The sequence below is a fragment of the Rhodococcus sp. FG69 genome (assembly GCF_057808915.1).
In genome coordinates this window covers 16,022-29,460 of the sequence record NZ_JBMDIX010000021.1, presented here as the reverse complement: position 1 = coordinate 29,460, position 13,439 = coordinate 16,022, and the positions used below count along the sequence as shown (strand labels likewise).

At 61.8% G+C, this 13,439-nt stretch carries 10 protein-coding genes; 7 read left to right on the top strand and 3 right to left on the bottom strand.

Features of this window, described 5'->3' with window-relative positions; all coding sequences use genetic code 11:
• The first annotated feature begins 66 nt into the window (after positions 1-66).
• The 6 genes from ACODSO_RS17305 (at position 67) to ACODSO_RS17280 (ending at position 6,983) form a co-directional block, all read left to right on the top strand.
• Positions 67-765 carry a phosphonatase-like hydrolase gene (locus tag ACODSO_RS17305; RefSeq protein WP_489038005.1) on the top strand — a complete coding sequence of 233 codons (699 nt, stop codon included), beginning with the start codon at positions 67-69 and terminating at the stop codon, positions 763-765.
• A 41-nt stretch (positions 766-806) separates the two neighbouring features.
• Positions 807-1,775, top strand: coding sequence for a phosphate/phosphite/phosphonate ABC transporter substrate-binding protein (locus tag ACODSO_RS17300; RefSeq protein ID WP_489038004.1), 969 nt, complete (start codon positions 807-809; stop codon positions 1,773-1,775).
• Positions 1,776-1,789: 14 nt separating this feature from the next.
• Entirely contained in the window at positions 1,790-2,581 is a 792-nt protein-coding gene (phnC, locus tag ACODSO_RS17295; RefSeq protein WP_489038074.1) for a phosphonate ABC transporter ATP-binding protein, read from the top strand.
• Entirely contained in the window at positions 2,578-4,170 is a 1,593-nt protein-coding gene (gene phnE / locus ACODSO_RS17290) for a phosphonate ABC transporter, permease protein PhnE (protein WP_489038003.1), read from the top strand. Before phnC ends, phnE begins: the two co-directional genes overlap by 4 nt.
• The gene (locus ACODSO_RS17285; RefSeq protein WP_489038002.1) at positions 4,146-5,180 is read left to right on the top strand and encodes a zinc-binding dehydrogenase; all 1,035 of its coding nucleotides are present in this window, start codon (positions 4,146-4,148) and stop codon (positions 5,178-5,180) included. Before phnE ends, ACODSO_RS17285 begins: the two co-directional genes overlap by 25 nt.
• Positions 5,181-5,486: 306 nt before the next feature.
• Positions 5,487-6,983: a DUF4389 domain-containing protein gene (locus ACODSO_RS17280; protein ID WP_489038001.1), complete on the top strand. Its 1,497-nt coding sequence runs from the start codon at positions 5,487-5,489 to the stop codon at positions 6,981-6,983.
• 163 nt (positions 6,984-7,146) lie between these two features.
• On the opposite strand, the gene ACODSO_RS17275 is transcribed toward ACODSO_RS17280, so the two are convergent.
• The 3 genes from ACODSO_RS17275 to ACODSO_RS17265 all read right to left on the bottom strand — a co-directional run bounded on the left by ACODSO_RS17275 (position 7,147) and on the right by ACODSO_RS17265 (position 11,288).
• The gene (locus tag ACODSO_RS17275) at positions 7,147-8,148 is read right to left on the bottom strand and encodes a zinc-binding dehydrogenase (protein ID WP_489038000.1); all 1,002 of its coding nucleotides are present in this window, start codon (positions 8,146-8,148) and stop codon (positions 7,147-7,149) included.
• Between the two features lie 64 nt (positions 8,149-8,212).
• The gene (locus tag ACODSO_RS17270; protein ID WP_489037999.1) at positions 8,213-9,733 is read right to left on the bottom strand and encodes a class I adenylate-forming enzyme family protein; all 1,521 of its coding nucleotides are present in this window, start codon (positions 9,731-9,733) and stop codon (positions 8,213-8,215) included.
• Positions 9,734-9,755: 22 nt separating this feature from the next.
• Complete coding sequence (locus tag ACODSO_RS17265; RefSeq protein ID WP_489037998.1) at positions 9,756-11,288, bottom strand: acyl-CoA synthetase; 1,533 nt, start codon at positions 11,286-11,288, stop codon at positions 9,756-9,758.
• Positions 11,289-11,590: 302 nt separating this feature from the next.
• Between ACODSO_RS17265 and ACODSO_RS17260 the strand changes: the two genes are divergently transcribed.
• Positions 11,591-13,426, top strand: a complete 1,836-nt coding sequence (locus ACODSO_RS17260; protein WP_489037997.1) for a flavin-containing monooxygenase — start codon at positions 11,591-11,593, stop codon at positions 13,424-13,426.
• The last annotated feature ends 13 nt before the right edge of the window (positions 13,427-13,439 follow it).

Here is a 13,439-nt window from a genome sequence, read left to right as displayed (position 1 = left end):
TGACGTTCACGGTTCGTTCACTCGAGTTCCACGCAATGGTCTATACCAAACGGCAGTCTCTTCCATATGCCAAACTCCACCACCTCGAACATCAGCGCCTCTATCGAACTTGTCGTCCTCGACATGGCAGGAACCACCGTCACCGACGACGGTCTCGTACTGGAATCGTTCGACGCCGCAGCCACCGCCGTCGGACTCGTCGACAATGGACCAGAACGCGACGACGCCCGCCGCTACGTCCTCGACACGATGGGACAGTCCAAGATCGAGGTCTTCCGTGCACTGTTCGGAACCGAGGATCGCGCCCAGGCCGCCAACCATGCATTCGAATCTGCCTACGATGCCCGAATCGACGACGGAGTCGTATCCGTTCCCGGTGCGGCCCAGGCCATCACGAAGTTACGCGAATCCGGCATCACCGTTGTTCTGACGACCGGCTTCTCGGCACCCACCCAAAATCGCATCATCGACGCGCTCGGCTGGCGGGATCTGCCCGACGCCTTCCTCGCACCCGGGAGTGCCGGTCGTGGCCGTCCACACCCGGATCTCGTCCTCGCGGCTGCTTTGCTCGCCGAGGTCAGTGACATTTCTGCCGTCGCCGTGGTCGGTGACACGTCGAGCGACATCTTGTCCGGTCGCCGAGCAGGCGCGTCCCTGCTGGTCGGGGTGCTCACCGGAGCTCACTCCGAGAACCAGCTGCGCGAGGCCGGAGCCACCCACGTACTCGACAGCGTCGCCGACCTTCCCCCCATCATTCTGACCTGAATTCCTGTCACACTCGAACCTCACCGAACGGAAACCACGCCATGATCACCACCTCTCGCCGTCGTGCCGGAACCACCGCGGCCGTGCTGTCTGCCGCAGCTCTGGTCGCAGCCGGTTGCTCGAGCTCCTCCGGCGGTGCCACCACCGACCAAGGATTCCCGGAAACCATAACGCTCGCAGCTATTCCCGCCGAGAACTCGAGCGACCTGAGAGCCAGCTACGATCCGGTCATCGAGCGCCTCGAGAGCGAGACCGGAGCGACGGTCGAGTTCATCCAGGCCTCTGACTACGCCGGTGTGGTCGAGGGCCTCATTGCAGGCAACGTCGACATCGCGTTCTTCGGCCCGTTCGCCTATGTCGTTGCCGGAATCAACGGTGCGGAGATGACACCGCTGGGTGCCGTCGTCCAGGACGAGGGAATTCCTCCCGGCTACCGGTCGTACGGAATCGCTCGTTCGGACAATGCCTCGGTGAACGGTCTCGCCGATTATGCAGGCAAGAAGGTCTGCTTCGTCGACCCGAGCTCCACCTCCGGATTCCTCTATCCGACAGCGGGACTCATCGAGGAGAACGTCATTTCCTCCGGTTCCGAGGCCGACATCTCCGCCGCGATGACCCCGATCTACGCCGGCGGACATGATGCATCGGCACTCGCCGTCAAAGCGGGAGACTGCGACGCCGGATTTGCGTTCGACACCATGGTCGACAGAACGATGATCGACAACGGTGAACTCGCACAGGGTGAGCTCAAGACCGTGTGGAAGTCGGAGATGATCGCCGGATCGCTCTTCGCCGCCAACAACGACCTCGGTGCCGACGCCATCGCGAAGCTCCAGGACGTCTTCAGTGAGGGCATGAACTCGGACGCCTTCGTCGCCGACGGCATTTGCGCCGAAGAATGCCGCATCACCGACGAGGACGCCTGGGGCGTCGTGCCGGCGCAGGACGGCGACTACGACGGCGTGCGCAACGTGTGCGAGGTCACCGGCTCCGAGAAGTGCACGGGCTGATCGTGTCCGCATCGATGGACAGCGGCGATGTCGTGGTCAGCGTCCGCAACGTCACCAAGGCGTTCGGATCCACCACTGCGCTCAGGGACGTGAATCTCGATGTGCATCGCAGTGAAATGCTGGTGCTGCTGGGGCTTTCGGGTTCCGGCAAGTCGACGCTGCTGCGGTGCATCAACGGCCTGCATCCCGTCACTTCGGGTAGCGTCACCGCCCTCGACGTTCGAGTCGACCTCGCGAACCGTCGCCGTGTGCGCGTACTGCGCCGAGATGTCGGATTCATCTTCCAGCACTTCAATCTCGTCGGACGGTTGAGTTGCCTCGAGAACGTACTTGTGGGAGGTATCGGCCGCCTGTCGATTCCGCGCTACGGGGCACTCACCTACCCGAAGGTGATGCGAGAGGAGGCCCGCGCGTGTCTCGACCGAGTTGGGCTGGCGGACTTCGCCGAACGGCGCGCCGACACGCTGTCCGGCGGGCAGCAGCAACGCGTGGCGATTGCACGCACCCTGATGCAGCGGCCGCGGATCGTGCTCGCGGACGAACCAGTGGCCTCGCTCGATCCCGAGAATGCCGGCGTGGTGATGGATCTGTTGCAGCGGGTGTGCAGTGAGGAAAAGCTGACCGTCGTGTGCACGTTGCATCAGGTCGATCTCGCGCTCGGTTGGGCGCATCGCCTCGTCGGTCTACGTGACGGCCAGGTGGTGCTCGATCGCCCGGCGGCCGGTCTCCAGCGCGAGGACATCATGCCGATCTATCAGCGAATCACACCCCATCCCGGGGCCGTGACCGCGGTGGCACCGATATGACCGTCACCGCGGAGCCGAAGCCCACGAAGACCGCAGCGCAAGATGATCCACGTCGACGTCGATGGCTGTTCCCGGCGCTGGGCGTCGCCGCGCTCGTTCTGACGGTGCTGTCGGCGGGGTACATCGACTTCGCGCCGACGACTTTGATCGATGGTCTGGAAGATGTCGGCAACCTTCTCGAACGGATGCTGCCGCCTCGAGTCGACGACACCGGCAGGATCGTCTCTCTCGCACTCGACACGTTGCTCATGGCAGTGCTGGGCACTGTGCTCGCAGCGATCGTCTCGGTGCCGTTGGCGTTTCTCGCGGCCCGAAACACCTCGCCGCATCCGGTTCTCTACAGCGTCGCTCGCGCCGTCATCACGTTCTGCCGGGCGATGCCGGACCTGCTGTTCGCGGTGCTGTTCGTCAGGGCTCTGGGTATCGGAGTGCTACCCGGCATCCTGGCTCTGGCGCTGCATTCCATCGGCATGCTCGGCAAACTGTTCGCCGATGCCATCGAAGAGACCGATGTGGGGCCGCGAGAGGCGCTCAGGGCTGCCGGAGCCGGCTATGTTCGGGAGATGGTCAATGGCGTGATTCCGCAGGTCATTCCGGCGTGGATCGGAGCCTTCGTCTATCGAATCGACATCAACCTACGCATGTCGGTAGTCCTCGGGTTCGTCGGGGCCGGCGGTATCGGCTTTGCCCTGCAGGACGCCCTGCGTGGACTGATCTACCCGCGTGCGCTCGGTATCGTGTTGGTGATCCTGGTGATCATCGCTGCGATGGAGTTGGCAGCGATGGCTCTTCGTCGCATGCTGCTGGTGCCCTCCGTGGCGGGACCTCAGCGCGATCGGCTGATGCGGATCTCTGCGTCGACTGTGCTCGTCGTCGCGCTCATTTCATCGTTTCTGGTCCTCGAGCTGGATCCGCGGTCGCTACTGACATGGGTCGGGCCGTCGATCGAGGTGTTCGCTCGGATGGTCCCACCGGACTTCTCGTCCCTGGGGGCGGATCTGTTCGACGCCGCCGTACAGACCGTCGCCATCGGAGTCCTGGCCACCGCGATCGGTATCGTGCTCTCCATCCCCATCGGAGTCCTGGCTGCGCGCAACGCAACTCCGCATCTCGCGGTGTACTGGTTCGCGAGATCCTGGATACTGCTGGTTCGCGCTGTCCCCGAACTCATTCTGGCCGTGGTGTTCGTTGCGGCGCTCGGACTCGGCCCGGTGGCCGGAACCTGCGCGCTGGCGATCGGATCCGTTGGCTTCCTCGGCAAACTCGTCGCCGACGCGATCGAGGAGATCGATCCGGGTCCTCTCGAAGCGGTGGCTTCGGTCGGTGGCGGTTGGTGGAATCGGACACTGAGTGCCGTTGTACCACAGACTGTTCCAGCGATCATCGGGTCGAGTCTGTATTTACTCGACGTGAACATCCGCACGTCGACCATCTTGGGGATCGTGGGTGCGGGAGGTATCGGATTCCTACTCTTCGAGTCCATTCGGACCCTGAACTTCGACGTCGCCGGTGCCATCGTTCTCGTCATCTTCGTCGTCGTGTACATCGTGGAAAGGATTTCCGGATGGATCAGGTCGCTGTTGGTCTGACACAGGCCGCCGTATGGACGGGGAGTGGTATCGAGATGTGGGACATCGAGATTCCCACCCTCGATTCGGGAGACCTACTGGTACGTGTCGACCTCGCCACGGTGTGCGGGAGCGATCTGCACACCGTGTCCGGGCGGCGGTCCGGAGCGTATCCCTCGATCCTCGGGCACGAAGCCGTCGGTACGGTCATTGCGGTCGGCGACGGCATCGACGATCTCGTTGGCAAGCGAGTGGTGTGGTCGGTCACCGTTGCATGCGGCAGGTGCTCGCGTTGCGTTTCCGGATTCACTGCCAAGTGTGTCGATGTGCGCAAGATTGGCCACGAACCGGCCACCAACGACTGGGTTCTGAGTGGTTCCTACGCCCAACATATCGTTCTTCCTCACGGCACCGCGGTCGTCACCGTTCCCGACTCGATGCCCGACGTCGTCGCCGCTCCGGCAGCCTGTGCGACGGCCACCGTGATGGCTGTCATGGAAGCGGCAGGGGACCTGGTGGGAAAACGTGTCTTGGTTGTCGGCGCAGGCATGCTCGGCGTGACGGCTGCTGCCGTGGCCACTGAGTCGGGTGCGTCGGTGCGCATAGTCGATCGTGACGCAGTGCGTCAGGAACATGCGCGTGCGTTCGGAGCCGACGGAGACGACGGCAGGTCGGTAGATGTCGCCGTGGACTTCTCGGGTGCATCGTCCGCCGTCCAGGCGGCCCTCGGCCGGCTCGACATCGGCGGCCGCCTCGTCCTCGCCGGTTCGGTGGCACCTGGGCCGGCAGTGGCCGTGGACCCCGAAGCCATCGTACGAAAGTGGCTGACGATTAAAGGGGTACACAACTACGAGCCTCGACACCTAGCGCAAGCGGTGGCCTTCCTGGACGATACTGGCGACACGTATCCCTGGTCCGACCTCGTCGAACCGCCCGTGAGGTTGGATCTGCTGAATACCGTGATGCGGCCCGCTCCACCGGGGGTGTTGCGTTCGTCGGTCGACCCGCGTAAGCGAAGCGATTCCGCATAGGCGATAAGCGCCGCCCAGTGCTGCGGCATTGGTTATGCGCTCTCGAGATGTCGGCTGTGCCCGGCGCAGTGCCGAAGAACGCGGTCGAGTTGTAGTTGCGTAGCGCGCTGTCAGCGGTTTCGTGACGCGCGTCGTTGCCGGCTTCCGACGCTTGCGTCGCTACCTGTCGCCCGCAAAGTGTGACCAAATCCCAGCAAGCTGGTGACCACTGACCCTCATCGCCGCCTGCGTCGAAATCGCACGATGGCTACGCGACGATCTCTCGATTGTCGTCGATCTCCACCGTCATCCATCGAAGGAGCCTCGATGAAACCCGGCAAAGTGGTCATGCTCGTTTTCGGTAGTCTCTTCGCACTCATCGGTATCGCGTTGCTTGCCGCCGGCGCTTTTCTGTCCTGGGGTTATTTCGTTCAGCGCGACGGGGACGAGACCACACTCCCGACAGAGGAGTATCGAACTACGTCCAGTGCGCTCATCTCCGACAACTTCGACATTTTCGAATCCGAGGGCAGCCTCGACGCGCTGGGAATCGACAACCTTGGTTACGTCACGTTGAAGGCGACGCCCCTCGACACCGAATCAGAGGTGTTCATCGGGATAGGCCCAACTGATCAAGTTTCGCGATACTTGGATGGTGTTGCCCGCGCCCGGATCGACGAAGTCTCGTTCAGTCCATTCTCGGTGACTTACGACGAGATACCGGGAGACCGTGCGGCAACTCCGCCCGTCGAAGAACAACTGTGGTCTTCGAGCGCGAGCGGGCCCGGCGTCCAAACACTCGAGTGGGATCTAAGAGACGGCTCTTGGACCGCTGTCGTGATGAACGCAGATGCCAGTCCTGGTGTGGCGGTGCAGCTGCAGCCCGGGGCTCATCTCGATTTCCTCGGTGCGCTGACCCTGGCGGTACTGGGAGCTGCGGCGGTATTCCTCATCGCTGGAGTGCCATTGATCGTGGTGAGCACGGTCGGAATGGGCCGGAAAATGCAGGTCGAAGCCAGCTCGGGCGGCACAGAACCAACTGGTGTGTCGGTGCAGGTTTCCAACCCAATCGCGCCGTACCCGGCCACACTCACCGGTATCCGCGACCCATCCCTGTCTCGTGGCCTGTGGTTGGTGAAATGGCTGCTGGCCATTCCTCACTACATCGTCCTGATGTTTCTCGGTATCGCATTCTTCGTCACGACCATCGTCGCTGGCTTTGCCATCCTGTTCACCGGTAGATATCCGCGCACTCTGTTCGAATTCAACGTCGGCGTGCTTCGCTGGGCGTGGCGGGTGCAGTTCTACGGCTACTCGGCCCTTGGAACCGATCGCTACCCTCCGTTCACCCTGCAGCGCACCGACTATCCGGCCGACTTCGATGTCGAGTACCCCGAGAAACTGTCGCGCGGCCTCGTCCTCGTCAAATGGTGGTTGCTGGCCATCCCGCACTACATCGTCCTAGCTCTACTGGCAGGTGGCTGGTATGCGGGCTTCTACGTGGTCGACGGAGAAAATGCGCGCCCTTACCTCTTCAGTTCCCTACTCGGCATTCTCGTCGTCATCGTCGGACTGAGCCTTCTGTTCGTCGGTCGATATCCGAAAGAACTGGGCGACTTCATCATGGGCATCAATCGTTGGGCCTTTCGCGTCGCGGCCTACGCGGCTTTGATGCGCGATGAGTACCCCCCGTTCCGGCTGGATCAGGGTCCGCGTGAACCCGGAGCCGACATCGCTGGCCCTGGTCCTCGGAGTACGGACCCCGCAGGCCACGGCTCGGTATCACAAGACGAATCGGTCACGTCTTCGTTAGGGCACAGGTGACACCGCGGAAGGCTACAGGTCAGTCGGTGCTGGCAACGGAATACCCCCTGCCGGCGCGGTAGCTCACTTCGTCAAGGGGTGTCGCGAGTGGTCGGTCTTTCGCCCAGGGCAGCGCGAACCGGCGATCTCCCGGAACGCGCTGCCGCAGCGGTGAGTCGAGCTGTCAGGGAACAAGAACCAGTCTGATGGGATTTCCGACTTTTTGGTCAAGCCTGCGAACTGCTTCTGCGGCCTGTTCGAGCGGAAGGTGGTCCGAGACCGATTTCGACAGATCGAGGCGGTGCCAGTCCACCAGTTGCACAAGTTGGCCCACGTGTGGAGGAAGATAACCGTAGTGGCCCAGGATCGAGTGTTGGTAGGCGATCAGTGCGACAGTGTTCTCGACTGTGAACGGTTGACCACTCAATCCCGTGATGGTCAACCGTCCGCCGGGTGACAACAAGGGCAGAATTTGTTCGTCGATTCCGGGGAAGCCGGCGAAATTGAAGGCTGCGTCGATGCCACTCCCGCCGGTTATGTTGCGCAGCTGAGCGGCGAAGTCGGTATCGGTGGGGTCGAGTGCTGCATCGGCGCCGCGAGAGAGTGCGTTTTCCCGCGCAGGGGCATGTGGGTCCACTGCGATGATCGGTGCGGCGCCGATCATTCGTAGCAGTTGTACTGCGTGAATGCCGAGACCGCCGACGCCCCACACGGCCGTCGATTCCCCTGGCCGCACCTTCGCTGTCGAGCAGATCGCGGCCCAGGGCGTCGAGACCGCGTCGGGAATGATGCAGGCTTGGTCGAAGGGCAACGAATCGGGGATAGGAACCAGTACCTGTTCGGGGACCACGACGTATTCCGCCCAGCCGCCGTCGTAATCGACTCCCATCGTGTCAACACCCCAGGGTCTGGCGATTACAGCCTGTAGGGTCACGCGATCCCCCTGTTTCCAGGTTTGGACATCCGGGCCGAGAGCGTCGACGGTGCCGGCGACTTCGTGTCCAAGAGTGCGCTGTGCTTGTGAATTACGCAGTGGTGCTACCAATCCGCTGATCAGGTGCACGTCCGAGAGGCATACCCCGGCAGCTCCTACTTTCACGCGCACTTCGCCGTGGCGAGGTTCCGGTATCGGAACCTCGCGAATGGCGAATTCTTTGCTTCCGAAATCGATTACTCCAGCTTTCATGGTTCGCATGGTTTATCTACTTCCTGTGTTCAGTGTGCTTGGGAGGTCTTGGTCGGGTTGGCGCTCAGCTGGGAAATTCCTCGATCAGCCTGCGGCGCATGATCTTCCCTGAGGACGTCGTTGGAAGCGACTCCACGAACTTGACGGTTCGGGGCCGCTTGTAGGCAGCCAGGCGATCTCGGCTGTAATCGAGAAGTTCCTGTTCGGTGAGGGAGCTTCCGCTGGCGCGCACGACGTATGCGCATGCCAGTTCGCCCTTCACTGGGTCGGGGATGGGACCTGCTGCGACGAGGGCGACATGTGGATGGCCAGCGAGAACTCGCTCTATTTCGGCGGGATAGATGTTGTATCCGCCAGTGATTATCATGTCTTTGCGGCGGTCGATGATGTTCACATGACCGGTCTCGGCGATGACCGCGATGTCGCCAGTGTGCATCCACCCGTCGGGGTCGATCGCCTCGGCTGTGGCGGCGGGGTCGTCGTGATAGCCCAGCATCACGATTGGTCCGCGCACCAACAATTCGCCGGGTGTGCCTGTAGGCGCTGAACGCGCGGGGTCCTCCATGTCGGCGATCCGGACATCGACGCCGGGGAGCGACACCCCGACCGAACCGGGCTCAGGTGTTGCGTGCAGAGCGTGAGTCGTTCCCAGACCTGAGATTTCAGTCATCCCCCACAGCTCGATAAGCCTTGCACCCGATATCGACTCCCACTGGTGGAGGGTCGATACGGAAAATGTCTGACCGCCGACCGTGCACCGAGTCAAGGAGCTGAGATCGGCGTCGGCCAACAATGCATCGGCAAGCATCATCGAATACATGGCCGGCACACCTTCGAACATCGTCGCGCGGTGTTCTTCGATCAACTCGAGGGCAGTCGCCGGTTCGAAACGGTCCATCAGCACTACTGTTCCGCCAGTGAGGAATGTGCTGTTGATGGCTACGTTTCCGTAGACGTGGGGCGCGGGCAGCGCAGTTACCACGATGTCATCGGCGTTGCGGCCGTGCATCGTTGCTGTCATGGCGCAGTTCGTCAACACGGCGCTGTGGCTTTGCACCGCGCCTTTTGGGTGTCCTGTGGTCCCTGAGGTGTACCCGATGGTGCTCGGATCGGTGGGCTCGGCCCGCGGCACCGTCAGCGGGGCGGGGCGGATCGCTGCGAGATCGCCGAATGGCACTGTCCCGGGCGGTGCATCGTCGAATGCGATGACCGTCTTCAGATCGGGTAGCGACTCTGCGAGGTCTTGGACTCGACCGGCATGTTGACCGGACGCGAATATTGCTGTGGCCGAGCAGTTGTCGAGTACAAACGTCAATTCTTCCATTGTGAGCATCACGTTCACCGGATTTACTACGGCGCCTGCCTTCAGGGCGGCGTGATAGGCGACTATCCACTCCCATCTGTTCTGCGAGTAGATCGAAACGGTCTCGCCCGGTCGAATACCGTGCTCTGCCAAGCCGTGGGCAACTGAGTTCGCAGCTTCGTCGAGCTCATTGTAAGTCAGTGTTCGGCCTGCGGTGATCAGAGCTGTCTTGTTTCCGAACTGTTGTGCGGAACGGGGGAGGATGTCGGCGGGACTGTGCATCGTGGCGCTTTCGTGTGAGGGGTTATGGTGCAAGGATTCGATGTTTCGCGAGCTTTCCGGTCGGCGTGCGAGGAAGCTGGTCGACGAAAAGGTATCGTCTGGGGCGTTTGTACCGGGCAAGGGAACGGTCGGCGAGATCGCGGATGGCAGCTTCTGTGGACGCGTGGTCAGCGTCGGCGTCTGCCGGCTGAATAACGGCGAGAACGGATTCGCCCATCTCGGCGTGTGGTTCACCGATCACCGCGATATCGAGAATGGCGGGGTGCAAAGTGAGCAGGTTCTCGATTTCTTGCGGGTAGATGTTCACGCCGCCCGAGATGATCATGAACGACTTCCGGTCCGTCAAGAAGAGATAGCGGTCGTCGTCGAGGTAACCCATATCCCCGGTGGTCGTCCACGTCGAATGGGCGGGGTGTTGGGCGCCGGCGGTCTTGCTTGGGTCGTTGTGATATTGGAACGGCAGCTCAGGCCTCTCGAAGTACAGCAATCCGATCTCTCCGGCGGGTAGCTCCGTCCCCGTTTCGTCGCAGATGTGAGCCGTGCCGATGACGTCGTCGCGGCCCACGGACCCGGGTTTGCGGCACCACTCCTCAGAGGTGATCAGTGTCATTCCGTTCAGTTCGGTAGACGAGTAGTACTCGAGGAAGATTGGCCCCCACCATCCGATCATTGCCCGTTTTACCTCGACGGGGCATGGAGCGGCGGCGTGGATTGCCGCCTGCATCGACGTGGTGTCGTAACCTGAGCGCACGTGCTCGGGTAGTTTGAGCATGCGTACGAACATCGTTGGGACCCATTGACTGTGGGTGATTCGGAAGTCTTCGATATGCTGCAGAGCCTTCTCTGGATCGAACCGGTCCATCACAACGGCCGTGCCACCTAGGGCGTGGACCGCTGCGCATGTCCGGAGCGGGGCCGCGTGATAGAGCGGGGCGGGGGAGAGGTAGATCGTCTGCTCGGTGAATCCCCATTTCGCCGACGCCAGGGCGGTCATCGTATCTCCCGGCTCGTGAATCTGGCGATCCGGCAGCGACGGCTCGATGCCCTTGGGTTTGCCGGTGGTGCCGGACGAGTACAGCATGTCCGCGCCCCGCGGTTGATCGGCTGGTGGCTCGGAGCTCATGTTCCGGACCGCAACATCCAACAGTGTGTGACCCGTAATCTCACCCCCGAAAGCCAGGCGATGGCGTACCCGCGGTGTGCCGTCGACCAACTCGTCGTCAAGGGCGATGTCACGTAGCGAGCTGGAGAATATGGCGGCTTTGGCCTCGCAGTCATCGATGATGTAGGCCATCTCAGGCGCGGTGAGGTGACTGTTGACTGCGGTGAAGTACAGCCCGCTTCGCATTGCTGCCCAGTATATTTCGAAGATCTCGGGTTCGTTTGTCGAGACCAGCGCCACGTGGTCCCCCCGCTGCAGACCGATGGCACCGAAGTAGTGAGCGAGCCTGATGGACCGCGTTTCGAGTTCTCCGTAGGTGACGGTGACGCCGGAGGCGGCCATGATCAAGGCCGGCTTGTCCGGGCTTGCGCCAGCGAAGGTGCCGGGATACATCGTAAGTACTCCTGGGGCTGATTCCTGCTATGGAGACGGACTGTCGCCGAATCTCGCCAGATGCCCGACGAGGATCGGCTACGTAGCGGCAGTGATCCGAACCGTCGACCCAAACTATTGTGATCCATTCAACATTATGACAGAGTGTTGTTCAGATTTAACAGGCTGTCAACTTTGCGAAACTGCCGGTCGACTTCTCCTCGACGTCGGCCGACGACCAGTCCGGCATGCGCCGGAACGTGCGTCTGAACCCTTGAAACGCTGCTCGACACATGCACACACTTCTGACAGAGGAACTCGATATGACCGTCACGTTGCCCATCTCAGGAATTCCCGTTTCCGTCGACTTCGTCCCGGCCGAGGTTCGTGAGCGCTACGCCCGCGAACGCTCCAGGCGACTGAGGCCAGAAAACCTGGCGCAGTTCCAGGGACTGTCGGACACTCTGGAGTTGGACAGCATCGACCGTTACGCCGACTTGGAGCCACGCGAACCGGTGGTCGAGGAACTCGAGGTTGCCGTCCTCGGAGGCGGCTTCGGGGGTCTGGTCGCGGGGGCGCACCTCACGCAGAACGGTGTCAGCGACTTTCGTATCGTCGAGCAGGGCGGGGACTTCGGTGGTACGTGGTACTGGAATCGGTATCCCGGCGTTCAGTGCGATGTCGAGTCGTACATTTACATGCCACTGCTGGAAGAAACCGGTTACGTTCCAACACAGAGGTACGCCGACGGCGCCGAGATATTCGCGCACGCCCAGCGCATTGGGCGGCATTTCGACCTCTATCGCACAGCGCTGTTCCACACCGCGGTCACCTCGGCCGAATGGGACGACGACAGCGAACGATGGGAGATACGAACCGACCGCGGTGACCGATTGAGGGCACGGTTCCTGCTGCGGGCCAACGGGCCACTCAACAAGCCCCAAATCCCGCGTGTTCCGGGCATCAACGAATTCCAGGGCAAGATTTTTCACACCAGCCGGTGGGACTACGACTACACCGGCGGCGACCCTAGCGGTAATCTCCACAACCTTCGGGACAAGAAGGTCGCAATCGTCGGCACCGGAGCAACGGGAGTGCAGGCGGTCCCGTTCCTAGCCCGCGATGCCGCAGAACTGTTCGTCATCCAGCGAACCCCCAGTGTCGTTGCAGTGCGAAACAACCGGCCTACCGACCCGCAGTGGACCGCCGAGCTGGGCACCGGTTGGCAAGATGCCCGTCAACACAACTTCATAAGTTTGATGAACGGGCACCCGCAAGACGAAGACCTGGTCGACGACATCTGGACCCACCTGATGCCTGGCATGACCGGCCAACACCTCATTGACGTCCCCGCCCACAGTTTGCCTGTCGAGGATCAGATGGCGTTGGCCGAGATTGCCGACATGGCGCTCATGCGCGAGAACCATCAACGAATCGACGCGTCCATCGACGACCCGGCTATTGCCGAGGCGCTCAAGCCCTGGTTCGGTTTCATCTGCAAGCGGCCATGTTTCAACGATGAGTATCTCGGAGCTTTCAACCGACCGGGAGTGAACCTGGTGTCCGCGCCGGGCGGCATCGACGGCATCACCTCGACCGGCGTGGTCGTCGACGGCACAACCTACGAGGTCGATTGCATCATCTTCGCAACCGGTTTCGAAACCGGAAGTGCCTCCACGGATCGCTACGGATACGACGTTGTCGGGCGCGACGGACTGTCGATGCGTGAACATTTTTCGGGCGGCGCTCGGACCCTGCATGGGTTCTTCTCGCATGGATTTCCCAACTTCGTCGAACTCGGACTGAGCCAGAACGCATTCGTCGTCAACTTCACGTACATGCTCGACCGCAAGGCACGGCACGCCGCGCGGGTGATCGCGCACGCCGGCGCTATCGGTGCCGGCACGATCGAACCCACCCCTGCCGCACAGGAGGACTGGGTTCAGCGCACCCGTGAATCGGGTCGGATGCGAGCGGCCTACTACCAAGCATGTACCCCTGGCTATTACAGCGGGCAGGGTGACGTAGCTCGTGGATTTTTCGCCGATGTTCACAACGTCAGTGAGATCGACTTCTGGAATATGATCGAAGATTGGTGGGACACAAAAGATTTCGACGGCCTCGTATTCGCCCGATCCGCCGCCACTGCTGCTCGGTAAGAAAGGCATACCT